Here is a 26,360-nt window from a genome sequence, read left to right as displayed (position 1 = left end):
GGACTCCCCCTATTTTACAAAAAAATTAATTCGGGCTCGCCGTCGGTCTCACGATAATCTCACTTACATCCACCTCGTCCGGCTGCTCGATAGCGTACTGGATAGAACGGGCAATGGCGGCTGCGGGAATGGCAATCCGGCGGTACTCCTTCATGAATTCGCGGGACTCCTCATCCGAAATGCTGTCGGCAAGCTCGGATTCCGTGACCCCAGGTGAAATCAGAGTGACACGAACAGCGCCGCCTACCTCCATCCGCAGCCCGTCGGTAATGGCACGGACCGCATATTTGGTAGCGCAGTATACCGCAGCGGTTGGAGTTACACTATAGGCTCCGATAGATGCGATATTAATGAATTGGCCGAAGCCCTGCTCCTTCATCACAGGCAGACCGGCGGCAATGCCGTGCAGCACTCCGCGGATATTGACGTCAATCATCCGGTTCCATTCATCGATTTTCAAGGCTTCCAGCGGTGAAAGGGGCATTACGCCCGCGTTATTCACAAGCACATCGACACGGCCGAATTTGCTCTGCGCGAAGCTGATAAACTCATCCATCTGCTCCTTGCTGGTGACATCCAGGGCACGATATTCTGCAGTGCCTCCTTTGGAACGGATTTCGGCTACGAGTGCTTCCAGCCTTTCCGTCCGTCTTGCTCCCAGAACAACGCTGGCTCCCTGCTCGGCCAGCAGGCGGGCGGCTGCTTCACCGATTCCGCTGCTTGCACCTGTAATAACAACAACTTTTCCCTTAACATTGGACATTTGATAATCTCTCCTTTGTTTTTGCATGAGTTCATTATGGAACATCCGGCTTTGCCACGGATAGAGGATTTATCCCAAATCATTGCCGAATCCTCTCAAGCAGGCGACAAGGGGAGTATCAGGATGGGCGGAGTATATTGAAGTGCAGAAAAACAAGTTGGCCGCTGTGACAGCGGCCTATTTTTGTGTGCGGATATATGAAGTATCAGATCATGAGGGATCAGGGCTTGAACTTGCGGGTCAATCGTTTCTTGTCCCGGTACATCCTCATCCATCGCTTGATTCTATTCTCTTCCTTGCGTTCCTGCAGCACAGCCTTCATGCCACTAATGAGCAGCTTGGAACGTTGCTTGTCGTTACGGCTGGTCCTGCGGATCTCCTTAATAAAGTTGTCCATGTTCGTATCTCCATAGCTTGAAATTTTTTCATTCATCCCTGGTTTGCTAATGTAATTATACGGAACATATGTTCTTATTTCAAGTAATTACTTCACAAATCGGAACAATCCACGGATATGGAGACAGGCAAAGAGGGATATTTGTGAAGCGAGTGTCAACCGGTTATAAGGCCCAGCACAAAGCCGTCATAACCTTTGCTTCCAACCGTCTGGATGGCTGTGGCATTGATTCGGGGGTCCTCAGCCAGGAGGTCATAAAAGGCGCGTACGCCATGTATTTTGGGGTCTGTGCTGTGCTTATTTATAATTTCGCCTTCCCGGATGACATTGTCGCCGATGATTACCGTACCAGGGTGTGAAAAATGGAGTGCCCACCGCAGATAAGCCGGATTGTTCGGTTTGTCGGCATCGATGAAGATCAAGTCAAAGGGTTCTGTTCCTTCTCGGTCCAACTGAGCGAGCTGCTCCAGGGCATTGCCCAAGCGCAATTCCACCTTTTCCCCAAGGCCTGCAAGGGCAAAATGGGCTCTGGCCACCTGTGCATGGTGCGGGTCCAGCTCCAGTGTCACAATTTTTCCGTCAGCAGGCAGCGTTCTGGCCATCCAGATGGTGCTGTAGCCACCCAAAGTGCCGATTTCCAGAATTCGTGTAGCTCCTGCCATTTGTGCCAGCAAGGACAGCAGCTTTCCCTGGCTTGGAGATACATCGATTGCCGGTAGATCTGCCTGCCGATTGGCCTCCAGCACCTGCTCCAGAACGGGATCATGTTCAATCAGCTTTTCCCCGATATACTCGTCTACCTTGGTCCATGTGTTTGAATGGCTCATATTGATCACTGCTCCTTATTTGATTTTTCCTTACGGTTCCATTTTGCCTGCTCATTTTCTCATGCCCGCATGGCTTGCCCACTTCAAAAAGCAGTATGAGCAGGTTGAAATGAATATTACCACGACAAATTCCAGCGGCGCTCTTGAGAAGCTTTTGAATTTGGAGGCAGACATCGCAGTTTATGGGGGAAGGCCGGAGGAATATCCGGATACCGTGCAGACAGAGGAGCTTTTTCAGGATGAGCTGTGGTTCGTGGTGGCGCCCAATCACCGTTATGCCAATCAGAAGGTATCTTTGACTGAGATGATGAAGGAGCCGTTTGTCATGCGGGAGGAAGGCAGTTCGACGCGGGAGCGGTTATTTTCCCTCTGCCGTACCTACAATGCGCCTGCCCCAACGATTTCCCTGCAATTTAACGGACTGCATGAGGCTATAACGGCGGTGATTGCCGGGTACGGGGCGAACTTTGTGTCGTCGCTGGTCGTGCGCGATGATGTGGAACGCGGGGAGCTGTGCCGGGTTGAGGTAGAAGGGGTGCAAATGAAGAATACGATTGCGGTGTGTACCCGTAAAAATGAGGAATTGCCTGCCGCAGCGCGGAATTTTATTCAAATGATCCGGGTGCATCCATTCAGAGAGTGAAAGGTGAGCAGCTGCTGGTAGCATGTCCCATGTCCCGCAGGGCCTCGGCAAGCTTTCGTGTGCCTTTGAACGTCCAACGCAGCGGCGGATCGGTATCCGGTTTCCGGATGCGTGCAGAATCGAGGGGTTCCGGGTCCTGCAAATCCCGGGTGCCGGCCTGTATCACTTTATGCGAGATGCCCAGTTCCCTCTCGATCCACGCAATACCCCCGCAGCCATATACCAGCGCTTCGGTGGCGACAAACAGTCGTTTTTGCCGTTCATTCAAATAGGGGCTCAATTGGTCATATCGCTGCTTCAAGGGGCTGTCCATGATTTCGCTCCCGGCTTGGAAGGAGAGACCCGCCGACCCGCAATTGGAGAAATGCCTCGTTCTCGGAGCATCACGTGAGCAACGTTATTTGGTGCCAGCATTCTTGACAGAGTCCCAAACCTCATGTACTTCATATTTTAGAGGCCATTTTGCGGGGTTGGAGCTATCAGCAATGACACCCTCAATAATGTTGAGGTAATAATTGGTTTTCGCTTCCAAATAATCAACTGTATTTTTGGCTTCCTGCAATTGAAGAAGGGCACGTTCTTTTTGTCTCAAAATGATCTCGTAGCGTTCCTGAATTGTAGAATCCCCTTTTAAACAAAGATCTGCATAAGTTTTAATATCTTCAATAGACATTCCGCATTGTTTTAATATCTTGACACCGATAAGCCAATTGACGGATTCCTCATTGAATAGGCGATTGTTATTTTGATCTCGCAATAGGCTTGGTATTAATCCCTTATCCGTGTAAAAACGAACTGCATGCTCACTTAAGTCAAGCATTTGAGCCACCTCTTTTACCGTGTACATAAAATCCCTCCAAATAAATTTACGACTATATTTCCTCTTGCCTTCATGTTACTCGAAAGTGTTAAGCGAGTGCAAAGAAAATAATGAATCAATTTCTATAAAACACTTGCCTTCGTGTAACACGAATGAGGTATGGTGATTGTAGTGCTAACAAAGACTAAGAATTTAAGGAGGAATTGAAATGGAATTTGTAACCTTGAATAATGGAGTAAAGATGCCGATTTTAGGCTTTGGTGTTTACCAGATTCACGATCAGGAAGAATGCGAAAGATGCGTGCTTGATGCTATCCGTGTGGGTTATCGTTCCATTGATACTGCACAGGTCTACCAAAATGAAGAAGCGGTAGGTCGTGCGATCAAGAAAAGTGGAGTGCCCAGAGAAGAATTTTTTATCACCACTAAAGTTTGGATTTCCAATGCAGGTTATGAAAAAGCAAAAGCATCTATTCAGGAATCCATGGACAAACTTCAGCTTGATTATCTGGACCTAGTGCTGATCCATCAACCATTTAATGATTATTATGGAACATACCGTGCGATGGAAGAGCTTTATAAAGAAGGTAAAATCAAAGCAATTGGGTTAAGCAACTTCTATCCGGATAGATATGTAGATCTGGTGGAGTTCAGCGAAGTGGTACCGGCTGTGAATCAGGTGGAAACCCATATCTTCAATCAGCAGGTAAAAGCACATGAAATTATGAAAAAATACAATACACAGATCGAATCCTGGGGCCCTTTTGCAGAAGGAAAGAACAATTTATTTACGAACTCCACCTTACAAGAAATTGGCGATAAATATAACAAATCTACAGCCCAGGTTGCTTTGCGTTTCTTGATTCAGAGAGACATAGTAGTCATTCCAAAAACGGTCAATAAAAATAGAATGGAAGAAAACTTCAATGTATTTGATTTTAAACTGACAGTGGAGGAGATGGAAAAAATTGCTGCTCTGGATACAGGCGAAAATTTGTTCTTCTCCCACTATGATCCACAAACCGTAGAGTATATCATTAATCTTGGCAAATAAAACCGTACCTCACCGTTTATATTTCATTTTCCTTGATAAAGAGTTTTCGCAAACTCGCGACTTTAGTCATGAGTAAGAAAACTTCGGTTCAGGCATGTCGCTTAACATGTCAATGAACCGACATATGGTATACATAATTTTAAATAAAATCTGCAATTTATCAATATTTATGGTGTGTTATACTATGACGTATGGTAAAATGATAATGGTGATAAACTATGGCAGAAACTAGACGTGGCAGAGGGTACGTTTACGCCCTCGAATACCATATCGTATGGTGCGTGAAATACCGACACCGAGTCCTCACGGATGAAGTGGACGCCAGACTCAAGGAAATTCTCCTGCAAGTCGCGTCCGACTACAACTTTACCATCTCTGAAATGGAAACAGATCAGGACCACATCCATGTGCTGGTCGAATGCACGCCACAACATTCCATACCCAACATGGTCAAAGTGTTAAAAGGGATTTCCGCAAGACTTCTGTTTAAAGAGTTTCCACAGCTCAAGAAAAAACTGTGGGGTGGTCACTTGTGGAATCCCTCTTATTTTGTGGCTACCGTCAGTGAGCATACCGAAGAACAAATCCGAAAGTATATTCAAGATCAGAAGGTGAAGTGAGAATATGCTTGTCCATAAAGCCTACAGGCTTCGTATCTACCCTAACCAGGATCAGATCGTTCTCATCAACAAGACGCTGGGCTGTTCCCGGTTTGTCTTTAATCATTTTCTGGGATTATGGAATGAAACCTATCATAGTACAGGCAAAGGACTGTCGTATACCCAATGCTCTGCTCAATTGACGAAATTGAAGCAAGAACTCGTATGGCTTAAAGAACCGGATAAATTTTCTTTGCAGAATGCTTTGCAACATCTGGCCGATTCCTTTGCAAAATTTTTCAGTAAACAAAATGATGCGCCAAGGTTTAAAAGTAAAAAGAATCCGGTGCAGTCCTATCAAACCAACTACACCAATGAGAATATTTCGATCATAGGCAATAAGGTAAAGCTACCCAAATTGGGACTTGTGAAATTTGCGAAGTCCAGGGAAGTGGAAGGCCGTATCATCAATGCGACGATCCGGCGCAATCCTTCGGGCAAATACTTTGTTTCACTGTTGGTGGAAACCGACATCGAGCCCCTACGCCAAACAAACCGGGAAGTCGGGATTGACGTGGGGATTAAAGATTTCGCAGTTCTCTCCAGCGGTGAAGTGTTCGAGAATCCGAAATTTTTGCGGAAAATGGAGCACAAGCTTATTCGGGAACAACGTATTCTTTCCAGACGGGTAAGAGGCTCCTCTAACTGGAACAAACAACGGGTGAAGGTGGCTCGTATCCATGAACGCATTACCAACACCCGAACAGACTACCAGCAAAAGATTTCAACGCATATCGTCAAAAACCACGACCTGATTGCGGTGGAAGATTTGCAGGTATCTAATCTGATGAAGAATCACAAGTTAGCCAAAGCCATTGGCGAAGTATCCTGGCATCGATTTAGAAAGATGCTTGAGTATAAGGCTAAATGGTACGGACGCAGGTTTGTGGCTGTAGCTAAAACCTTCGCCTCGTCTCAAATCTGTTCGTGTTGCGGCTATCAAAATAAAGAGGTCAAAGACCTACGTCTGCGGGAGTGGGAATGTCCAGCATGCCACAGCCACCATGACCGGGATGTCAATGCAAGCAAAAACATCCTTGCCGAAGGCAAAAGATTTCTGACTGAATAGTTGCAAGAACCGCAGGGACTGCGGGGATAGCCTGGCGGCATATCACATGCTAATTCTGTTCAGTAGAATGGATTACCCAGGAATCTCGTGGCTTTAGTCATGAGAGGCTTCAAGGATTGGCGTATAGACGAAGGCCGCTGTGAACAGCGGCCTATTTTTTGTGCGGAGATATAAAGTATCAGATCATGAGGGATCAGGGCTGGAACTTGCGTGTCACCAAAATATGAGCACTTCTGGAAAGATAAGAATCAAGACATATCGTAATACTGACCCATTTCGAAAGCGAATTCGGGAGGAAACCCAAAAAAATGTTAGAATACTACTGACATACCGTTGTCAGTAGCGTTATTTTATACTCGGAGTAAGTAACCGTAAAGGAATAGAAGATAAATGCGAAGTATTTTGACTCAAAATGATAGAATACCGTATTGAATCATTTATTATAGGAAGGATGGTATCTCATGAATTTTGCTTCTGTACGCATCATTACCGACGACGTGGATCGTCTCGTCGAGTTTTATGAGAAAGTCATGGGGGTTTCAGCGGCACGCCCCGCGCCCGTCTTTGCCGAATTCGTTGTGCCATCGTGCACGCTGGCGATCGGTCACTCCCAGACGGTGCCACTGTTCGGCGCTGGTTCCGCTGTGGCGGCCGACAATCACACTGTCATCATTGAGTTCCGTGTCCACGATGTCGACGCCGAATATGAGCGCATGAAGCCGTTTGTCAAAGAGTGGGTAAAGGAACCAACCACGATGCCGTGGGGGAACCGTGCTGTGCTGTTTCGCGATCCCGACGGCAACTTGATTAATCTCATCACGCCGGTGACCGAGGAAGCGATCAAACGGTTCAGCGGCAGGTCGCTGACGGACAGTTGAAGTGAGTAGGGCGAATGATATAAAGAAACAAGAGACCACAGCAATGAGCTATGGTCTTTTTGTTTTAATAAATGAAACCTGAGGTGGCTGTCTATAGGGTTTGTGGTTGGGTATCCCTGCACGATTATCCCTTTTGTTCAGGAGTAAGGGGTTGCAGCAAAATTACAGTTTTCTCCTAAATTCGCTTTTTTTTTCTTTAACCCTGCTTCTTGTCCTACACCCGTCTAATGATCTCGTACCTGTCTGCTTATCCACCGAATATCCCCTTATCCCGCTCTTGTCTGTTTCTCGGTTCTCGCTTACCTGATCAAACGGGATAATGGTGCAAAGCGTCCGGATGTGGTGTTGATCTGCCTCCCAACATCCATATAAAAAAAATTCACTAAAACATTATAACGTTATATTCTTTTATTGCTCATTCTGTGGTATTGTTGAACTATAAAGAGCGGCTGCTCCGGTAGAAGAGGGAGCCAAACAAGCTATCGCCTTATGAAGGATGGGACGCCGTTCGGGAAGGAAGGAGTACATGTCTGAACGTTTAGTCATTCGCAATGTGAAATTCGCCAATGGACAATCCGCCGATATTGCTGTCGAGAACGGGAAAATTGCAGAGATTGCCCAGGGAGGCACGCTGCCGGGAAATGACGGAATTGACGGCACCGGGCTGTACGTATCCAGCGGCTGGATTGATATGCACGTGCATGCTTTTCCGGATTTTGACCCGTATGGAGATGAAATTGACGAGATTGGCGTCAAGCAGGGGGTGACGACCATCGTCGATGCAGGCAGCTGCGGTGCTGACCGGATCGGGGAGCTGCAAGCAAGCGCGGTGGCTGCGAACACCCGCTGTTTTGCATTTCTGAACATCTCGCACATCGGATTGCAGCGGGTAGATGAGCTGTCCCAACTGGGGTGGATCGACAAGGAAAAGGTCAAGGAGGCCGTCGCTCTGTTCCCGGATTTCATTGTCGGTCTGAAGGCGCGCATCAGCCGCAGTGTGGTGAAGGACAGCGGCATCCGGCCGCTGCAGCTGGCGCGTGAGCTGTCGGAGGAAACCGGTAAGCCGCTGATGGTGCATATCGGCTCGGCTCCGCCGCACATCGAAGAGGTGATTCCGCTGCTCGCCAAAGGGGACGTGGTCACCCACTACCTGAACGGCAAGCCGAACAATCTGTTCGATGAAGCCGGTAAGCCTCTGTCCGTGCTGGTGGATGCGGTCAAGCGGGGAGTGCATCTGGATGTCGGCCATGGCTCGGCGAGCTTCTCGTTCCGGGTGGCCCAGCATGCCAAGCAAAACGGCATTCAGCCTGACACGATCAGCACCGATATTTACCGGGGCAACCGTCTGAACGGACCGGTCTACAGCATGGCGAACGTGCTGTCCAAGTTTTTAGTTCTGGGCTACAGCCTGGAAGAGATTATTCATGCCGTCACCGTCAAAGCGGCTGACTGGCTTGGCAAGCCGGAGCTTGGCCGCATTCAGGTCGGGGACGATGCCAATCTGACGCTGTTTGCGGTCAAGCAGGAGCCAATTGTGCTTGTCGATTCCGAAGGCGAGGAACGGACTGCGGACCAATATATTGAAGCTAAAGGAGCTGTTATTCATGGATCATTCTTTACTTGCTAAATACGGATTGAAACGGGTCATTAACGCAAGCGGCCGCATGAGCATTCTGGGGGTATCGGCACCTACAGATACGGTGATGGAGGCGGTGAAAACCGGAGGCCAGCAGTACGTGGAAATTGCTGATCTTGTAAATAAAGCCGGCGACCATATTGCGCAAATTTTGGGCTCGGAGGCGGCGGTTGTCGTCAACTCGGCTTCCAGCGGCATTGCGCTGTCGGTCGCAGCCATCGTGACCCAGGGCAACAAACGCCTGAGCGAACGGCTTCATCAGGACCCGGTTTCCAAGAATGAAATCATTATCCTGAAGGGCCATAACGTACAATTTGGCGCGCCTGTAGAGACTATGGTCTATCTGGGCGGAGGTAAACTCGTTGAAGTGGGATATGCCAATGAAGGCCGGAAGGAGCATATTGAAGACGCCATTAACTATCAGACGGCCGCTATTTTGTATGTAAAATCCCATCACAGTGTGCAAAAGAACATGATCTCCGTGGAAGAAGCCTGGGAAGTTGCGCAGCGGCGGGGTGTACCGCTCATCGTGGATGCGGCGGCGGAAGAGGATATTTACAAATATGTCAAGGTGTCCGACCTGGCCATTTACAGCGGCTCCAAAGCCATTGAAGGACCGACCTCCGGCATTGTCGCCGGCAAGCGTCAATATATCGAGTGGCTCAAGGTGCAGCTGCACGGCATCGGGCGCAGCATGAAGGTTGGCAAGGAATCGACATTTGGCTTGCTGCAGGCGCTCGACGAGTATACCCGCAAAGAGGATAAAAGCGAGCAGGAGAAGGAATCACTGCAGGCGCTCATGGCATTGAATGATCTGCCGGGCGTCCGGGTAAGCATTGTGCAGGACGAGGCGGGCAGAGCAATCTTCCGCGGACGTATCCAGATTAACGCGGCCGAGGCTGGCATTGATGCCAGACAGGTGAATGACCAATTGCGCGAAGGGAACATTGCTATCTATACACGCGACTATGGAGTACGACAGGGATATTTCGATCTGGATGCGCGTTCTTTTCAAGGGGATGACATCCAGGTGATTGTGTCCAGAATTCAGGAAATTGTAGGAGGAAACTAATATGTCTTTGATGGAAAAACGTCTTTACAAAAACCGTGCGGCGCTTAACGTGCTGGCAGGCAGCATTGAGAACGCCCGTGAAGTATACGAAGCCGCTGAAGGTCATGTCATTGTCGGCGTATTGTCCAAAAACTATCCGGATGCGGAGACGGCTGTCGCTGCCATGAAGGAATATGGAGTAGCGATCGAAGACGCCGTGTCCATCGGACTTGGAGCTGGGGACAACCGGCAGGCGGCCGTCGTGGCGGAAATCGCGAAAAGCTATGGCGGTACACACATCAACCAGGTGTTCACAGCCGTTGGAGCGACTCGCGCCAATCTGGGCAGCCGTGACAGCTGGATTAACAGCCTCGTATCTCCATGCGGCCGTCCCGGCTATGTGAACATTTCCACAGGCCCTGTCAGTGCGGCTTTGTCCGAGCATGCCATCGTGCCTGTGAAAGCGGCGATTGCGCTCGTGCGCGATATGGGCGGCAATGCGCTGAAATATTTCCCGATGCAGGGGCTGAAGCTGGAGGATGAGTTCCGGGCGGTTGCGCAGGCATGTGGTGAGGAAGGTTTTGCCCTTGAGCCTACTGGCGGCATTGATCTGGATAATTTCGAAGAGATCCTGCGTATTGCACTTGAAGCGGGTGTTCCGAAGGTGATCCCGCATGTGTATTCTTCCATCATTGATAAGGACACCGGCAGCACGAATGTCAAGGACGTACAGTTCCTGTACGAAACGATGAAAAAGCTGGTGGATCAATATGAATAAGCGTGTAGCCGCATTCGGGGAAGTGATGATGCGGCTGCAGGTGCCCGGGTATGACACGCTGGCACAGGCAGATATGCTCCGGTATACCTTTTCGGGAACGGGAGTCAATATTGTGTCCGCCCTGGCACGCTTTGGTCATACCGGTTATCTGGTCACGACGCTGCCTGACAATCCGCTGGGCGAAGCGGCGATGGCGTATTTGCGCAAGCTGGGAGTGTCCACCACGCTGATCCAGCGGGGCGGAAGATTTGTCGGCATGTATTTTCTGGAGAACGGCTTCGGCATGCGCCCGAGCCGGGTGACGTATACGGACAGGCTGGGCAGCAGCTTTAACCAGGCTCCGGCGGACAGCTACGATCCGGCAGACATTGCAGGGAACGTGGACATCATGCATTTCTGCGGAATTACGCTGGCGATGAACGACACGGTGCGGGAGCATATGAAAAAACTGGCCGCAGCAGTGAAGCAGGCGGGCGGAAAAGTCATCTTCGACTGCAATTACCGCCCTTCCTTGTGGGGAGATGACGGATATGCGCTGGCCAAGCCTCATTATGAGGAGATGCTCGGTCTGGCCGATGTGGTCATGATGAATGAAAAAGATGCGCTGCATATTCTCGGTATGGAAACGCATGCTACTGAGCGGAAGGAGCAGCTGCTGGACTTGATTCCGCAGGTTGCAAGTAAGTTCGGCATTTCAGTGGCCGCCGGGACGCATCGGTCCATCAACCGTGATAACAGTCACTCTCTGCAGGGGTACATCTATAAGAACGGACAATTTGAATTTTCGGACACGCTCACCTTTATGGTGTATGATCGTATAGGGGCGGGAGATGCATATGCGAGCGGCATCATTCATGGAGAAATTCAGAATTTTTCCGCGAAGCACACCGTTGATTTTGCTGCAGCCGCCGCGGCGCTGGCACATACCGTGTCCGGAGATACGCCGAATGCATCCGAGGCCGAAGTGATGAAGGCCATGACCCAAATGATGCCTGACGTGGAAAGGTAGTGACGCGGATTGTCCATTACGCGCAAAAATGGGCCGTTATATTTGCAAATTAAGAAAATTGTGAAGGACCGGATATTGCACGGCATTTATCCCTTGGGGACGATCATTCCGTCCGAGCCGCAGTTGGAAAAAGAGTTTGGCGTCAGCAAAGTGACGGTCCGCAATGCGGTGCAGGAATTATGCCAGGAGGGTTATCTGGAAAAACGAAGCGGTGTAGGCACGACCGTGCTTCGCAATCGTTCCCTGTCCCGATTGTCCAAAGGGAAAAGGTTTACGGAAATTCTTGTCGATGAAGGCCACCGGATTGAGAAGAAGCTGCTCGGTTCGGAAATGGTAACCAATGATGTGCAATCCAAGTCTTTTCAGCTGTTCGGGGAGCGCTGCCTGCGCATGGAGAGGCTGTATCTGCTCGATAGCCATCCGTATATTCATTATGTGCATTACCTCGCTCCTGCGGCCGTTGCCGTGACAGGTGATGAGGATGCCAACATGCAATCACTGTATGACCTGATTGAAGAAAATGATATCAGCCTGGACCGGTTTCGCGATGCGTTTACCGTTGGTACGGCAAGCGCCGCAACTGCTCGTCTGCTCTACATACCGGAAGGGTCCCCTACACTTAAGCGTATCCGATACTCTTACAGTGTAGATGGTCATATCGTGGAGTACAGCATCGGGCATTACAATACGGAACTTCAGCCTTATCTTGTGAGCTATGATGCACCAGTCTAAGAGCCGTACCGCAATAAACACCCAAATGATTTTGCAGAAACAGCTTGTCTGTTTTGCTGTGCTGTGATATTCTAACTGTAAAAATATGTGATGTGACGGAAGCACCGTTTACCAGCCTATACCCGTGGCTGATGAACGGTGCTTTTTTTGTTTCTGAGCAGAGTAGGAGTGACATTAAGGCGTTAAGCATAGCTGATTTCAAATCCATAGTCACTTGGAGTACGATCTGCCTCACTGAAAGGGGGGAATTTCACATGATGAAAACGTTGTTGGAGCACACGATGCGGGAGATTGCGCAACTTGAAACCGAGATCACGAAGGTGCTGGATACACTGAGTGAGATCCAGGAGGAACGCTCAGACCAATCGCTCATGGAACTGATTGAACGAGACCGGACAGAACTGCTGCAGATAATGGTGGACATGCACATAGAGAAGAAAAAGCATGTAAATCACAAATCACATAAAGGAAACCGATATACTTTGAAGAAATGTCATTCTTTAGGTGTGATTTCTCCTAAGAAATGATAGTTTAACCTATTAACGATTGAGAAAAGGGGAAGTAAGCAATGAGAAAATTTCTATTGTCTGTTACGGCAGCCATTCTGTTGTTCGGGATCGCCGCACCAACCCAGGCCGTAAGCAGCAAACAAGACATTGAAGTGCTGTGGAACGCCAGAAAGATATCATTTCCGGATGCGAAGCCGTTTCAGGATGGCAGCGACCGGGTTATGGTCCCGATCCGCTTTGTCAGTGAAGCTCTGGGCGCGAAAGTAGGCTGGACCAAATCAGGCAGTAAGCTGTCCGTGTCCATCCAAAATAACGAGCATACAGTGAACATGACCGTAGGCCAAAAAACGGCTATCATCGATGGCCAAACCAAGACGTATGACACGCAGATTGTTCTGCAGCAGAACCGGACGTTTGTGCCGCTGCGCCTGGTCAGCGAGGGACTTGGCCAGCCGGTAGAATGGGACAAGCTCAGCCGTTGGGTCTGGATTGGGGCGAAGGATGTGCCGACGCTCGAGGAATCCGGATTGAAGCCGGCGAGCCTTGATACGTACCGGAAATGGTTTACGGACGCCCCGGATTTACTTGAAAATCTAGAAAAGAAGCCTTATGAAAAGGCCATTGTTTTTAAGCGAAGTGACCTACCAGCTACGTTCGTTCGGGATATTTACAGTATTGAACTGTATACAGACCCGAAAACAACGAATGTGTACCTTAAAGTCAGGTCAAAGACCACTTCGAGTGCAGGGAATTTGTTCTACCTGACCAAGAAAAAGGACATCCGTTACCGGTACGCAATGGATTCTATGACCGTAAACAATGGTGACGGTACGAGGTACAGCTTTTATACAATATGGTCAAGGGCGGATAAAGACCTGCATGGAATTGTGGATCAAAAGTATCTGACTATACAAGATATTGAGTACATTGGATTCGATGGAGCATCTGCAGATTACATTCCTCTCATGATTAACCCATGGAAAGGAAACTAAGCTCATGGGAATGAGAAGCAAGCTGAAACGCATCGTTACGGCGACAATGGTGGGGATGCTGTTCTTTCTGCAGTTGCCCCTTTTCCAAAACGATGTAGTGCAGGCGGCGACGGAGATCACCCCGCTGAAATACTATAAGGACAAGAATTATAGATACCTTGTCGGGATGATGTATTACGAAATGTGGGGGAGTACAGACGGACAGGGTGGGGAGCTGGTTTGGACGGACGGAGGGCGGCAGCCGAACAAGGGGATGCGCGGCGATGCCAAATTCACCTATAAATTTCAATTCCCGAACCGGACAATTAAAAACGTAGAGGCACGGATTTATAACTATCCTGGAGATCCGGTAGAGTATTTTGAAGAATCTCGTTCAGATACGTATGAAGAATACCAAAAGGCTATTAGTAGCGGGACAAGTGATTCGGATATTAGGTCCTTTCAAAAACAAGGGATTGGCACGGATACCACGACCATTCCGATCACGGTCAATATGCTTTTAGATGCTCCAAGACCTAAGAATGTAAAACAGGAACAGTGACCTACCTGTGCTGAAAGTACGGTAGCGTATAGGATATACGTTCCGATCCTGTTCAAAATCGAACTGGATACCAGCATCACCGTGAAATATTTCACGGAGGATGGAAAATCTCTGGCCAGCATTTTCCCGCCACGGCAAGAGTCCATGGTGGTGGGCCAAGCCTACGACTTCACGCCACCAACCAATCCGGCCTTTACATACGTCGGGTATAAGAAAAGCACGACAGGGACAGCTCCAGGCGGCACCATTCAGCAGGGAAACGCTCCAAGCTTCACGTATGACGGTTCTTTCGAGAGTTACACCGCCTACCTGTATTACAAGGCAGCCTGCCTGGGGCCAGGCCAAGGAACCGGCACCGAAACGGGGACGCAGTGTCCGCCACCTCCGGAGCCGGAACCGGAGCAGCCTTCGGTGGTATGTACCCCTCCGCAGTCTGCAGGAGTCAAAACCGGCAGCTTAATGAACAGCAGCGCAGTCGGGAAGATCAAGGCGGACGTACGGGGATCTGAAAAGTTTGAAGTGGCCAAGGGCATCCCAACCTCAGAGAGCTTATACGGTAACGTCTGGGCGAAGGAATACCTATACAACAACAAATTCGAAAAGTTCACCGGCACGTGTACTTTTACTGTTCCCGTGAGCAAGACATACAGGCTGAAATGGACGGAAAAGGAAGAGTATGAAAACAGCAAGGGCGAAACGAAGACACGTACAGTTAACAAGTCGCGCAGCGTCACCGTGACCCCATCCTATGAAATCGTCCGATACTATTCATACTGGACGATTCCTGACCTGCAGGTGTATAGAATTGTAAATGCCAAGCTCAATAATTACGCCTTTCAGGGCAACGGTATCGTCATTGAGCCAGGCAGCTCCTACAAAGTACCGACGATGGACGTGGAAACAGAAGTGATGAATCTCCCGGAGCCGTCATCGGTATCGGCTTCCGCGCCAAGCCAGACGATTGACGGTGGCAGCAGCGAGCCGGATGTTCCGGATGAAAACCTGCAGAGCTATGCTGAAGAAAAGGCACCGGAGCTGGATGTGCGTAACGACAAGCTGGTATTCAACGGGGAAACGGTGATGGACGGCTCCATGATCAAAACCAAGACCAAGGAGCCAGGAGAGATCAAGAAACCGCTGAGCATTGACGAAAACGCCTTGTACCGTCCAGGTAATGTCATTCCGGTAACCAAAACCAACAAAGCAGACAATAAAAGCATCGGCACGATTGAGTATTCGCCTTTGGACGGCAGCCTGAGCGATCCGGAAAATATGCGGCAGCCAATTGAAGATTTAAATAGCGTCACGGTGCATACCCCGGTGGTGATGTATCCAGGGGTGAGTAATGACAAGGAGCATAACCAGAAGGTCTTCCCGGCAGTCGGCACAGCCGCGCTGGTTTTGGACAGACCGTTCACTGTCACCATTCCGACCAGTGGCCCGCATCGCGAAATCAGGGGTTATGGCAACCGGGATTATGCGAAGTACACCGCATACAAGCAGGTTCTTTTCGAATTTGATGTATTTAACGAGGATAAGGGGAAGTACATTCCGGCCAATACTTGGATCGATATTCCGGTAACACAGCTTGAGACGATCTTTAGAATGCCGGTATGGGTCGATGAAGGAAAATATACCGTACATTTCCGTTCCATCGCTGAGAACGCGCCGGATCATTTTACATGGCAGTCCATGGCCAATCTTGATTTGGCCAACCATGTGGCCATCAATACGGTACCCGTGGAAGTGATCGGGCGCCTTTATGATTTCAAGGTGACGGACATTACAGATTATGATTGGGAGACGGTGTTCCGGACGAAAAAAGGCAGCTCAGAGCCAACTGATGCAGCTTATTGGGTCGGGCCGAACTCCATTGACGGTGCGCCCCGTGGAAATACGTTCCCGTATCTCCTGCCGATCCGGCCAGGAAGCCACCCGAACAGCGGGTATAAGAATGTAACCGTTAAGACCGGCTACTCCTTTAAATTTGACTTTAAGACGAAAGGCAATCATTTCGGCCCGAAAAACCACGTGAAGGTCGTGCCGACATTCTACTTCGTGAATAAAGATGGAACGAATCGCCAGAAAGTCGATCTGTATTACCACAATCAGACCACAGGTCAAAAGTTCGTGAAAATCGGTTCAAGCCAGGACACAGTGACCCGCAGTATGGTTCTAAACAGCCCGATGCGTAACATTGTTTCGACCGAGCTGAGCAATACTGCGAAATACGTTGCGACGTATGGCTTTACCGATTTCATGAAACAAGCAGGCAAGAAGAATACCATTGGCTCATACAGCCTGCTGGATCTCACGCAGCGGGTGCGGACTTTAATTGGGCCAACATCCGATATTCCGAAAACGGTAGATCCGGGCCGTGCAGTGGCATCCATTCAAAAGTGGTATGCTGAGTATAGCTTGCCAGCCGCTCCCTATGTCGTTCCGGCCGGATTCAATATTGCGGAGTATGGCAGAACCAACAGGCTGACGGACAACTCACCCATTTTCCTGAAGGACGGGTACATCGTGGTCAACTTCAACATTGAAACCTACCAGGACGGATCGGCTACTCCACATCTGCGGTATTACAGACTGCCGGGGGATAACACGCCACTGGATAACCAATGGCAGCTGGAAGGGTACAGCAATGTAGCCAAGGATAAATATGGTCATGAATTTGCAGCTCCGGACGGGGACGTTGTCTATTACCATGCAGACTTGTCCAGCTACGATGACTTCAGGTCTTCGGTTACCCATTAAGCGGTGGGCCAACAATCCCGGGTTTGGATGTAGAAGGCCGGATTGCAGAAGCTGGTGGGCGAAACCGGACAGGCGATTGTGGTCGGGCTTTTTCACCGGAACCTTGCAAATGGAACAAGATTGAACACCGGATGTTTTTCGTATATCGTTGCAGTTACTAAGGAGGGGACATATCATGAAAATCGATCCATTGCTGCTGGATTTTCCAGAGCAGTTTGAAACCGCAAGACTGTTGGTTCGGGCCCCACAGTGGGGGGACGGCGCACCGCTGAATGCAGCGATCCGGGAAAGCCTCAAGGAACTCCGCCCATTTATGCCGTTTGCCCGTGTAATCCCCGAACCGGAGGAAACGGAGAGGGTCGTCCGTCGTGGCAGGCTTCGCTTCCTGGAACGGACGGATATGATGATGCTGATATGTGATAAACAAAGCAGCGGAGTGCTCGGCGCCTGTGGTCTGCACCGGATCGACTGGAATGTCCGCAGGTTTGAAATCGGTTACTGGATCAGAACGTCCCGTTCCGGGGAAGGGCTTGTCACGGAAGCCGTTCATGGCATAACGGATTTTGCTGTCCGGCAGCTTGGCGCAAATCGCTTGGAAATCCGCTGCGATGACCGCAACAGCCGCAGCGCCGCTGTTGCGAGGCGGGCGGGATTTACGCTGGAAGGCGTGCTGCGCAGTTGGGAGCGTGAAGATGACGGTACCTTAGTGAATCAGATGGTGTTTGCCAAGGTGCGGGGGATCGATTTTACATAGTTTATCCAAACTGCGATTTGGACAGAATAGATAATCCGCAGGCCATCATGACCTGCGGATTTTGAAGTTGGGAAATTATGAAGCTGCAATTAATTTTCTATTAACATATGTGATTTATACTGATTTTGGTATATCGACGATCCATACACTAGACAAAGGATGGCTAATTCATGGGGATACATACGTATTTTCGGTCACTGAACGATCTGGAACGGATTATCCGCTGCCCCGGAAAGTTTAAATTTGAGGAGCACAGCGTAGCTGCCCACTCATGGAAGGTCGTGCAGTATGCCAAGACGCTGGCGGATATTGAAGAAAAGCACGGTGTAACCGTAGACTGGAAGAAGCTGTACGAGATTACAAGCAGCCATGATTATGGCGAAATCTTCATCGGAGATATCAAGACACCCGTTAAGCATTACTCCATGGAGCTTCGCTCTATGCTGCAGCATGTTGAAGAAGGCATGGTGGAGCATTTTATCGAAGAAAATATCCCGGAGGAGTTCAAGACGATTTTTCGCAGACAGCTGCGTGAGGGCAAGGATCAGTCCGTAGAGGGCTTGATTCTGGAGGTCGCCGACAAGCTTGATCAGGTGTATGAGGCTTTTGCCGAGCTGCAGCGAGGTAACAACGAGAAAGAGTTTGTGGTTATGTACCGCAGTGCACTCGTTAAAATCAAGGACATCCGGCTGCACTGTGTAGGTTATTTTCTGCAAAGGATTTTGCCTGATATCGTGAATGATGGTATGAGCTCTACCATTGATATTAGAAAAATTACGGAGGAAGCGCTGGCTCTTTAAGCGTCGTTCCTCTATTGAATCAACATTCCCGTTAATTTCGTCGGCTTGCTCTGTTTCCGAATTTATTAGCTAGCTGCTGCTGTTTCGCAGCAGCTGTCAAGGCAACGCTTAAGAGGGTGGATGCCGTTCGTCGCGCTGCCGCAGCTCGTAAATTATGCTTGGGTCAGATTGATATGATCAAGGTCGGTCATGGAATTGAAAATAAAATCCAGCTTGTAATCGCCTCTGAGGTAAGTTACTTTGATTTGCTGTTTACCGCCGCTGCGGATAGTGGTGCTGTGTGTTGGCTTGGACCACTGCTGCCACAGCATGCTGATCGTGATGCCGCCGATATTGGTCTGCCGTTCTACATTTGTGCCAAAATAGCGTATTTCGTTGATCACACCGGATTTATAGGCAAAAGCGTAACCGGGATTTCCCATATTGGCGGTATACCATTCAAAATTCCCTGATTTTTCTGCAGGCTCCCCGAACTTTTTGATCACTTCAGCCCGTTTGGTTTTGCCAACCGTAAAGCCGCTGACGGCTCCCGGAAATTGTCCCTTCAAAGCAGGTTTATAGAAGGAGTTTAGCGTATCAATGGCCATTTGCTTCTGCTCCGCGCTTACGCTGTCGCTTTTAGCTGCAGCTGCTTTGGCGATTGAAGCGGACATGAGCGGAGTGGAGGCGGGGACAGTTGTGCCGAAAACCGCCGCACCCATGATGCCCATGGCTATAACCGTTTTCGCCGCTGATTTTGTTCTGTATTTTATGCTCATGCTGTGTAGCTCCTCTCAGGAAAAAAGAAAATTTATGACGGTGTCTGTCATTTAACCAATATACAGGATATAAAACAGGGAAAAGTAACAGAATACTTTAAAGTTTTGTAATTATCCTGAGAGGACAGGCCGCTTGCAAATCCAACTTTAACTATTTCACATCCGCTTTTTATACGCCCTCATCGCAAAGATATAAGCCACGAGCATAATCCCGATGCACCACGCAAGCGCAATCCATATATCATTACCGACCTGCTGACCTGACAGCAGTGCACGGATGGCTTCCACGATCGAGGTCACCGGCTGGTTTTCGGCAAAGACACGAACAACAAGCGGCATGGACTCGGTCGGCACAAACGCTGAGCTGATAAACGGCAGGAAGATAAGTGGATAGGAAAACGCGCTTGCACCTTCCACCGATTTTGCGGACAGTCCGGCAATTGCTGCGACCCAGGTCAAAGCCAGCGTAAACAGCACGAGTATACCGGCTACGGCAAGCCAGGACAGTATATCCGCCGACGAACGAAAGCCCATAATGAGCGCTACGAGAATAATGACGACAACGGATATCGCGTTGGATACCACCGAGGTCAGCACATGCCCCCACAGCACGGCGGAACGCGAAATAGGCATGGAGTGGAACCGTTCAATTATACCTCGTTGCTTATCCAGAAACAGGCGGTAAGCCGTATAGGATATTCCGCTAGCAATCGCAATCAGCAGGATGCCGGGCAGCAGATAATTCACATAGTTATCCGTGCCGGTTTGAATTGCGCCGCCCAACACATAGACGAACAGCAGCATCATCGCAATCGGAGTGATGCAGACCGTGATGATGGTGTCCATGCTGCGGAAAATATGGCGCATGGAACGTCCAAGCATCACGCCCATATCGCTGAAAAAGTGGTTTTTTGCCGTCTCCATTTACTTCTCCTCCTTTGTACCCACGATGGAGAGGAATATCTCCTCTAATGAAGGTTGTTTTTCCACATACTCCACCTTTGCCGGCGGAAACCGCTTTTTCAGTTCATCGAGCGTGCCCTTGGCGATAATTCTACCCTCATGCAGTATGGCAATCCGGTCAGCAAGCTGCTCAGCCTCCTCTAAATACTGTGTGGTTAAGAATATGGTCGTGCCACCGTCGACAAGCTCTTTGACAAGCTTCCAAACCTCGATGCGTGCTTCGGGGTCAAGCCCGGTTGTCGGCTCGTCGAGGAAAATGAGCTGCGGATTTCCTACAAGGCTCAAGGCAATGTCGAGCCTGCGGCGCATACCACCCGAATAAGTAGACGCCTTGCGGTCGGCGGCGTCTGTCAGGTTGAAGCGTTTAAGCATGCTGTCCGCCACCTGCCGCGGATTTTTGAGGTGCCGCAGCTTGGCGATCATAATCAAATTTTCCCGGCCGGTTAACATTTCGTCCACGGCGGCAAATTGCCCGGTCAGACTGATCACCTGCCGCACATGATCGGGTTTTGAAGCAACATCAAATCCGCCTACGGCGGCGGTTCCGCCGTCCGGTTTGAGCAGCGTGGTGAGGATTTTGACAACCGTTGTCTTGCCCGCCCCGTTGGAGCCGAGAAGAGCGAAAATACTACCTTTCTCCACCTCGAAATCTACGCCCTTCAGCACTTGGAGCTGCTTGTAGGATTTTTGCAGTCCTTTTACTTGAATGGACTTGGTTTGCACGGTTTGCATCGGATTCCCTCCCTTATTAAATGACAGTAACTTTTGACAAATCGGCTTCCATGCCTTTGAGCAGCGCGAAGGTCAGTTTATCCATCGTTGCGCCGTCAAAGCAGATGGTTTTGATCGCACGAAAGTACTTTTTGGAAATTGTAAACCCGGACTGGAAAGAAACATTTTTGAATGTAGCGCCCTTGAACGAAACGTTGTTTAATGCCGCTCGGTCAAACTTAACACCTATGAACGTCTGTCCGTCGAAACACTGCCCGCTCAGATCGGAGTAATTGAAGTCCACTCCATCAAATAAACAACCTTCAAAAATCGTTTTTCTAAGATCGGTCGTCGTTAACGTCACGTCGGTCAGTCTTACACCTGTGAATTTGGCTCCGTCAAGGCCTGACGCGCTGAAGTTGGTGCGTACAAGGATCGTCTTGTTGAAGCTTGCATTCGTCAGGTCAAGGGCGGACAGACTGCAGTCCGTCAGATTCGCGCCGTCAAAATTGGCATCACGTACATCGCTGCCCTTAAACGAGCTGCCGGTCAAATCTGCGCCCGAAAAATCAGAACCGTGCAAGGCGCTGCCATTAAACTGCCCTTTATGGGCCGTAACACCTGCAAAGTCGCTTTTCGCCAGGTTGCTGCCGCTAAAGTTGGTCACGACTTGCCACTGCAGCGAGCGGGAGAGGTTGGCAACCTCCAGGATCGTTTGCTCGATGTCGCCGATCCCTGCAACCGTCATCTGAAACGCGGTTTCATCGTCCTTGCCCTCCGCCTTGAGTTCACGATAACGCTCCTGCAAATCGGTGAGCAGATCGGCCTTTAATTCGGTGACGCTTTTTACTCCATCGTATGGCGTAAAAACGCTGTTCAGATAATCCGTCAATTTTGGATTTGTCATCTCAAATCTCCCCTTATAATAAGTTTTCTAACACGCGTTTTGCATACTCCCAGTTGCTTTTGTTGCGGGCATAAGTATCCTTGCCCTTCTCGGTAATCCTAAAATATTTGCGACGTCCGCCCTGTGATTCATCGCCCCAATACCACTCGATGTCGCCGTCTGCTTCTAGCCGCCGGAAGCTGGAGTACATTGTGGCTTCCTTTAATTCATACTCGCCACCCGAACGCTCGGCAATCAGCTTGACAATCTCGTAACCGTAATGATCAGCTTCGGACAAGAGCCGTAAAATCATCGTATCCGTATGTCCGCGCAGCAGGTCGGATGTGATCTTGTTCTCGCTCATTCAATCACCCCCACATCTGCATAATACGGCATATTACTGTGACTGTCAAGGTAGTATTTTGATTATATTACTTTGTTGAAAAATAAAGCAAATCATATTGATATCAACAAATGCTGATCCATTCGAGCTCTGGCGGTGAGTATGAGCAGGGTAACAGACCACTTTGTTATATTAATTTACATATTTGTCTAATAAGCCTGTACGATACATTACATTTAATGTTTTATTTGTGCTCAAACGACAAAAGAAACAACATATTTTTATTTGCAGGGTACATAGGAACAGATGCGATCCTTACAGTACAATTGAAAAAATCGAAAACGGGACAATAAATATAACACGAGAGGAATGCAAACATGACAAGAGAGGATGCGCTGCATCCGTATAAAAAGGGGGAAAGGCAGTGGTTATCTACACCATTCGCAGGCTGATTCAAATGATTCCGGCGCTGCTGGGGATTGTCATCATTACCTTTATTATTTCAAGGGTTCTGCCCGGCGATCCTGCCGTCATGCTTGCGGGAGAACAGGCAACAGCGGAAACGATTGAAAATATCCGCAAAAGCATGGGGCTGGATCAGCCGCTGTATATTCAGTTCTTTCATTATACAGGCGGCTTGCTGCAGGGGAATCTTGGCGAGGCCTATCATACGGGACAATCGGTGGCCAGTGATTTTGCGACACGGTTTCCGGCGACCATCGAGTTGGCCCTGGCCAGTCTCATTGTGGCGATTCTGGTGGCGATCCCGGTGGGCATTCTTGCAGCCACACGCAAAGAATCGATCGTCGATCATATTTCGCGGGTGTTCTCCCTGATCGGAGCATGTATGCCGATTTTCTGGATCGGGCTTTTGTTTATCTACATTTTCTATGCGACGTTGGGCATCGCACCGGCCCCGATGGGCCGGATCAGCAATGATTTGAATCCGCCGACACATATTACGGGGCTGTACGTGATGGACAGCTTGCTAAGTGGGGATTTCGTGGCATTGAAGAGTAGCATTTCTCATTTGATTCTGCCTGCCATTTGTCTCAGCACAGGCACGATGGCGATTGTGGCCAGAATGATGCGCTCCAGCATGCTTGAGGTGATCGGCCAGGATTTTGTCCGCACCGCGCGGGCGAAGGGGCTTGGAGAATGGATCGTCATTTACAAGCATGCACTGATTAATGCCTTTATTCCGACTCTGACGGTACTCGGCCTGCAGGTGGGATATTTGATCGGGGGTGCCGTGATTACGGAAACGATTTTTACATGGCCGGGGGTAGGCAGCTACGTAACGGATTCCATTCTGGCCGCGGATTATGCGCCGATTCAGGCTTTCACCCTGGTCAGTGCGTTAATCTACAGTTTTATCAACCTGGCTGTGGATTTGATTTACGGGTGGCTCGATCCGCGTATTCGCTATGAGTAAATAGAAGAGAGAGACAGGGGGGGACTGAAATGAGCAGTGCTAGTGATGCAGCGGTCAAAACGGCTGTCGGACAGCCGCAGACTTCCACGGGAAAGAGAACGACCTTTTGGCGGCTGCTGGTTCACAACAAGCTGGCTGTAATCGGACTGATATTCATCCTGGGCTGGATGCTGACGGCAATCCTGTCCGCATGGATTGCCCCGCACGATCCGTATGCCACCGATCCGGTCAACAAGCTGCTGCCTCCAAGCGCCGGGCATTGGTTTGGTACGGATAATTACGGCCGGGATATATTCAGCCGTGTCGTTTATGGTGCGAGAATCAGCATATGGACGGGCATGATCGCCGTATCCATTTCCTTTGTGATCGGGGTTCCGCTGGGAGCGATTGCCGGGTATTATGGCGGGCGGACGGGCAGCATTATTATGCGCTGTATGGACATCCTGCTTGCCTTTCCTTCGCTGGTGCTGGCCATGGCTATCGCGGCAGCGATGGGCCCGGGGCTGCTCAGTGCGCTGATTGCCGTGGGTATCGTGGGCATTCCCGAATTCGCCAGACTCATTCACGGACAGACCATTTCCCTCAGGGAGAAGGAGTTTGTGGAGGCCAGCCGGGCGATCGGGGTGAAGGATTCCACCATTTTATTCAGACATATTTTCCCTAATGCGCTTGCTCCGCTGCTGGTCAATGCCACGCTGGGCATGGGGTTTGCCATCCTGACCTCCGCAAGCCTCAGCTTCCTTGGTCTTGGGGTCAAGCCACCGACGGCGGAGTGGGGCGCCATGATTTCGGAAGGACGGGCTTATATCATATCGGGAGAATGGTGGATTGTTACTTTTCCCGGACTCGCAATTGCTACAGCCATCTTAGGGTTCAATTTGCTCGGGGACGGTCTGCGGGATGTACTTGATCCAAGGCTGCGCTCCAGCAAATAACTAATAGAGGTAGTTCAAAAAGTCATCTTTTGATCACGTTTGAACACACACAAGGGGGAAAATGCAATGCTCAGAAAAAGTCTTTATTTACTCATTGCCATGTCCATGGTTCTATGGCTGGCAGGCTGTGCGAGCAACGCCAATCAGGCGGCCTCTAGCGGAGGAGGCGGCGCGGACGGTTCTTCTGCACCGAAAGCGATCACCATTGCTTATTCGGAAGGCGGTTCGACGATGGATCCGGCCGAAGCCAGCGATCTGACGTCCGACACGCTGGTGCTTGCCTTGTATGACCAGCTTGTTACCTACGGAACGAAGTCCTCCGAAGGCGGCGAAATCGCCAATACTGAAGATATTCAGCCGATGCTGGCGGAAAGCTGGGATGTGTCCGATGACAAGCTGACTTATACGTTCCATCTGCGTGAAGGTGTCAAGTTTCACAGCGGCAACCCGCTGACAGCCAATTCTGTGCTGTTTTCATTTGAGCGCCTGAAAAATTCGGACTCCGGCAGCTTCCTGTACGGGATGAGCGCCATCGATACGGTGACCGCCGTGGACGATCATACCGTTGAAGTCAAGCTGTCCAAACCGAACCATATGTTCCTGCAGATGATTTCCCTGTATAACTTCTCCATTGTCGATGATGTGCTTGTGAAGGAAAAAGGCGACGGAGACTTCCTGAAAACCAATGCAGCGGGCTCCGGACCGTTCCTCCTTGAAAAATGGGACCCGGCTACAGAAGCGGTGTTTAACGCGAACCCGGACTACTGGCAGGGAGCGCCAAAGGTCAGCAAGGTCAACATGAAGTTTACGAAAGAGGCTTCCAACCGTGTGCTGCTGCTGAATAAAGGCGACGTCGATATGGCCATTGAAATTCCGCCGAAGGACGTTGCCACTCTGCAAAGCAATGAGAACCTGAAGGTTCAATCCAACGCAAGCAACCGAATTTTGTACTTTGCCATGAACAACAACGTGAAGCCATTCGACAATCCGAAGGTGCGTCAGGCTATCTCATATGCGATTCCTTACGATCAGCTGATCAATAATGTCATGTACGGACAGGGGAAGCAGATGAAGAGCGCTGTTGCGAGCAACACGCCGGGATATACGGATGCCGGATATAATTACACCTACGATTTGGAAAAAGCCAAGCAGTTGCTGGCCGAAGCGGGCTATCCTGACGGGCTCACTTTCGATCTGACGCTTGGCTCCGGGTTCCAGGATTGGGCGGACGATGCCGTGCTGATTCAGGCTGAACTCGCCAAAATCGGGGTAACGATGAACATCGTTAACGTTGCGCGTGCCCAGTTCCTGGAACAGCAGCGCGAAGGCAACCTGACTGCCTACATTTCCAAATGGACCTCTTTCGTTAACGATCCGGGCTATCATCTCGGCTTCCTGATGTACAGCAAAGGCTCCTCCAACTATATGCACTACAACAATGGTGAAGTGGATAAGCTGTGGGAGCAGGCCAGCACGGAGCAGGATGAAAACACCCGCAAGGAGCTGTACGGCAAAGCTCAGGAAATCATCACTTCTGAAGCACCATGGGCCTACCTTTATGAATACAACCGGATTGTGGGCATGAACAAAAATATCAGCGGATATGTGTACTATCCAGATGAAGTCATCCGGTTCTATTCGTTGAACAAACAATAAT

General features: G+C 49.7%; 28 protein-coding genes and 1 pseudogene. 19 read left to right on the top strand and 10 right to left on the bottom strand.

Annotated elements, in window-relative coordinates:
- Window positions 1–25: 25 nt before the first annotated feature.
- The 3 genes from ACE5LO_RS14410 to ACE5LO_RS14400 form a co-directional block, all read right to left on the bottom strand.
- Entirely contained in the window at window positions 26–763 is a 738-nt protein-coding gene (locus tag ACE5LO_RS14410; protein ID WP_375520726.1) for an SDR family oxidoreductase, read from the bottom strand.
- 220 nt (window positions 764–983) lie between these two features.
- Window positions 984–1,160 carry a hypothetical protein gene (locus tag ACE5LO_RS14405; protein ID WP_375520725.1) on the bottom strand — a complete coding sequence of 59 codons (177 nt, stop codon included), beginning with the start codon at window positions 1,158–1,160 and terminating at the stop codon, window positions 984–986.
- A 155-nt stretch (window positions 1,161–1,315) separates the two neighbouring features.
- Window positions 1,316–1,987 carry an O-methyltransferase gene (locus tag ACE5LO_RS14400; protein WP_375520724.1) on the bottom strand — a complete coding sequence of 224 codons (672 nt, stop codon included), beginning with the start codon at window positions 1,985–1,987 and terminating at the stop codon, window positions 1,316–1,318.
- Window positions 1,988–2,030: 43 nt separating this feature from the next.
- Here ACE5LO_RS14400 and ACE5LO_RS14395 point away from each other — a divergent pair.
- Window positions 2,031–2,630 (top strand): annotated as a pseudogene (locus ACE5LO_RS14395) (LysR substrate-binding domain-containing protein); the annotation flags it as partial.
- Here the strand turns inward: ACE5LO_RS14395 and ACE5LO_RS14390 are convergent.
- A complete protein-coding gene (locus ACE5LO_RS14390) occupies window positions 2,620–2,943 on the bottom strand; it encodes a hypothetical protein (RefSeq protein WP_375520723.1) in 324 nt (107 codons plus the stop codon). The pseudogene ACE5LO_RS14395 and the gene ACE5LO_RS14390 sit on opposite strands and share 11 nt — an antisense overlap.
- Before the next feature lie 84 nt (window positions 2,944–3,027).
- Window positions 3,028–3,477: a MerR family transcriptional regulator gene (locus tag ACE5LO_RS14385; protein WP_375520722.1), complete on the bottom strand. Its 450-nt coding sequence runs from the start codon at window positions 3,475–3,477 to the stop codon at window positions 3,028–3,030.
- Between the two features lie 181 nt (window positions 3,478–3,658).
- Here ACE5LO_RS14385 and ACE5LO_RS14380 point away from each other — a divergent pair, with 181 nt between their 5' ends.
- From ACE5LO_RS14380 to ACE5LO_RS14310, 15 genes are all read left to right on the top strand, one after another.
- Window positions 3,659–4,504, top strand: a complete 846-nt coding sequence (locus ACE5LO_RS14380; protein ID WP_375520721.1) for an aldo/keto reductase — start codon at window positions 3,659–3,661, stop codon at window positions 4,502–4,504.
- Window positions 4,505–4,722: 218 nt separating this feature from the next.
- Window positions 4,723–5,124, top strand: a complete 402-nt coding sequence (gene tnpA, locus ACE5LO_RS14375) for an IS200/IS605 family transposase (RefSeq protein ID WP_355317922.1) — start codon at window positions 4,723–4,725, stop codon at window positions 5,122–5,124.
- 4 nt (window positions 5,125–5,128) lie between these two features.
- Entirely contained in the window at window positions 5,129–6,232 is a 1,104-nt protein-coding gene (gene tnpB, locus ACE5LO_RS14370; RefSeq protein WP_375520720.1) for an IS200/IS605 family element RNA-guided endonuclease TnpB, read from the top strand.
- 461 nt (window positions 6,233–6,693) lie between these two features.
- Entirely contained in the window at window positions 6,694–7,110 is a 417-nt protein-coding gene (locus ACE5LO_RS14365; protein ID WP_375520719.1) for a VOC family protein, read from the top strand.
- A 526-nt stretch (window positions 7,111–7,636) separates the two neighbouring features.
- A complete protein-coding gene (locus ACE5LO_RS14360; RefSeq protein ID WP_375520718.1) occupies window positions 7,637–8,737 on the top strand; it encodes an amidohydrolase/deacetylase family metallohydrolase in 1,101 nt (366 codons plus the stop codon).
- Entirely contained in the window at window positions 8,715–9,818 is a 1,104-nt protein-coding gene (locus ACE5LO_RS14355) for a DgaE family pyridoxal phosphate-dependent ammonia lyase (protein WP_375520717.1), read from the top strand. The genes ACE5LO_RS14360 and ACE5LO_RS14355 overlap by 23 nt, the downstream gene beginning before the upstream one ends.
- A gap of 1 nt (window position 9,819) precedes the next feature.
- Entirely contained in the window at window positions 9,820–10,575 is a 756-nt protein-coding gene (gene dagF / locus ACE5LO_RS14350) for a 2-dehydro-3-deoxy-phosphogluconate aldolase (protein WP_375520716.1), read from the top strand.
- Window positions 10,568–11,584, top strand: coding sequence for a sugar kinase (locus ACE5LO_RS14345; protein WP_375520715.1), 1,017 nt, complete (start codon window positions 10,568–10,570; stop codon window positions 11,582–11,584). Before dagF ends, ACE5LO_RS14345 begins: the two co-directional genes overlap by 8 nt.
- 9 nt (window positions 11,585–11,593) lie before the next feature.
- On the top strand, window positions 11,594–12,316 hold the full coding sequence (locus tag ACE5LO_RS14340; protein ID WP_375520714.1) for a GntR family transcriptional regulator: 723 nt from the start codon (window positions 11,594–11,596) through the stop codon (window positions 12,314–12,316).
- A gap of 254 nt (window positions 12,317–12,570) precedes the next feature.
- Window positions 12,571–12,843 carry a hypothetical protein gene (locus ACE5LO_RS14335; RefSeq protein ID WP_375520713.1) on the top strand — a complete coding sequence of 91 codons (273 nt, stop codon included), beginning with the start codon at window positions 12,571–12,573 and terminating at the stop codon, window positions 12,841–12,843.
- Between the two features lie 41 nt (window positions 12,844–12,884).
- On the top strand, window positions 12,885–13,817 hold the full coding sequence (locus ACE5LO_RS14330) for a stalk domain-containing protein (protein ID WP_375520712.1): 933 nt from the start codon (window positions 12,885–12,887) through the stop codon (window positions 13,815–13,817).
- 4 nt (window positions 13,818–13,821) lie between these two features.
- Window positions 13,822–14,358 carry a hypothetical protein gene (locus ACE5LO_RS14325; protein ID WP_375520711.1) on the top strand — a complete coding sequence of 179 codons (537 nt, stop codon included), beginning with the start codon at window positions 13,822–13,824 and terminating at the stop codon, window positions 14,356–14,358.
- Window positions 14,359–14,439: 81 nt separating this feature from the next.
- On the top strand, window positions 14,440–17,118 hold the full coding sequence (locus ACE5LO_RS14320; protein ID WP_375520710.1) for a DUF5704 domain-containing protein: 2,679 nt from the start codon (window positions 14,440–14,442) through the stop codon (window positions 17,116–17,118).
- A gap of 175 nt (window positions 17,119–17,293) precedes the next feature.
- The gene (locus tag ACE5LO_RS14315) at window positions 17,294–17,872 is read left to right on the top strand and encodes a GNAT family N-acetyltransferase (RefSeq protein ID WP_375520709.1); all 579 of its coding nucleotides are present in this window, start codon (window positions 17,294–17,296) and stop codon (window positions 17,870–17,872) included.
- Window positions 17,873–18,042: 170 nt separating this feature from the next.
- Window positions 18,043–18,672 carry a YfbR-like 5'-deoxynucleotidase gene (locus ACE5LO_RS14310; protein ID WP_375520708.1) on the top strand — a complete coding sequence of 210 codons (630 nt, stop codon included), beginning with the start codon at window positions 18,043–18,045 and terminating at the stop codon, window positions 18,670–18,672.
- Between the two features lie 152 nt (window positions 18,673–18,824).
- On the opposite strand, the gene ACE5LO_RS14305 is transcribed toward ACE5LO_RS14310, so the two are convergent.
- The 5 genes from ACE5LO_RS14305 to ACE5LO_RS14285 all read right to left on the bottom strand — a co-directional run bounded on the left by ACE5LO_RS14305 (window position 18,825) and on the right by ACE5LO_RS14285 (window position 22,354).
- On the bottom strand, window positions 18,825–19,430 hold the full coding sequence (locus ACE5LO_RS14305) for a YjgB family protein (protein ID WP_375520707.1): 606 nt from the start codon (window positions 19,428–19,430) through the stop codon (window positions 18,825–18,827).
- 156 nt (window positions 19,431–19,586) lie between these two features.
- Window positions 19,587–20,354 (bottom strand): ABC transporter permease, encoded by a 768-nt coding sequence (locus ACE5LO_RS14300; RefSeq protein ID WP_375355757.1) that lies wholly within the window; start codon window positions 20,352–20,354, stop codon window positions 19,587–19,589.
- Window positions 20,355–21,125 carry an ABC transporter ATP-binding protein gene (locus ACE5LO_RS14295; RefSeq protein WP_375520706.1) on the bottom strand — a complete coding sequence of 257 codons (771 nt, stop codon included), beginning with the start codon at window positions 21,123–21,125 and terminating at the stop codon, window positions 20,355–20,357.
- 16 nt (window positions 21,126–21,141) lie between these two features.
- Window positions 21,142–22,011, bottom strand: a complete 870-nt coding sequence (locus ACE5LO_RS14290) for a pentapeptide repeat-containing protein (protein WP_375520705.1) — start codon at window positions 22,009–22,011, stop codon at window positions 21,142–21,144.
- A 13-nt stretch (window positions 22,012–22,024) separates the two neighbouring features.
- Window positions 22,025–22,354, bottom strand: coding sequence for a PadR family transcriptional regulator (locus ACE5LO_RS14285; RefSeq protein ID WP_375355754.1), 330 nt, complete (start codon window positions 22,352–22,354; stop codon window positions 22,025–22,027).
- 403 nt (window positions 22,355–22,757) lie between these two features.
- Here ACE5LO_RS14285 and ACE5LO_RS14280 point away from each other — a divergent pair, with 403 nt between their 5' ends.
- The 3 genes from ACE5LO_RS14280 (at window position 22,758) to ACE5LO_RS14270 (ending at window position 26,359) form a co-directional block, all read left to right on the top strand.
- The gene (locus tag ACE5LO_RS14280) at window positions 22,758–23,768 is read left to right on the top strand and encodes an ABC transporter permease (RefSeq protein ID WP_375520704.1); all 1,011 of its coding nucleotides are present in this window, start codon (window positions 22,758–22,760) and stop codon (window positions 23,766–23,768) included.
- A gap of 29 nt (window positions 23,769–23,797) precedes the next feature.
- Window positions 23,798–24,703, top strand: a complete 906-nt coding sequence (locus ACE5LO_RS14275) for an ABC transporter permease (protein ID WP_375520703.1) — start codon at window positions 23,798–23,800, stop codon at window positions 24,701–24,703.
- A gap of 66 nt (window positions 24,704–24,769) precedes the next feature.
- Entirely contained in the window at window positions 24,770–26,359 is a 1,590-nt protein-coding gene (locus ACE5LO_RS14270; protein ID WP_375520702.1) for an ABC transporter substrate-binding protein, read from the top strand.
- The last annotated feature ends 1 nt before the right edge of the window (window position 26,360 follow it).

The organism is Paenibacillus medicaginis, from assembly GCF_042138635.1.
Taxonomy (GTDB): Bacteria; Bacillota; Bacilli; order Paenibacillales; family Paenibacillaceae; genus Paenibacillus; species Paenibacillus medicaginis.
This window is presented reverse-complemented; position numbering and strand designations above follow the sequence as displayed.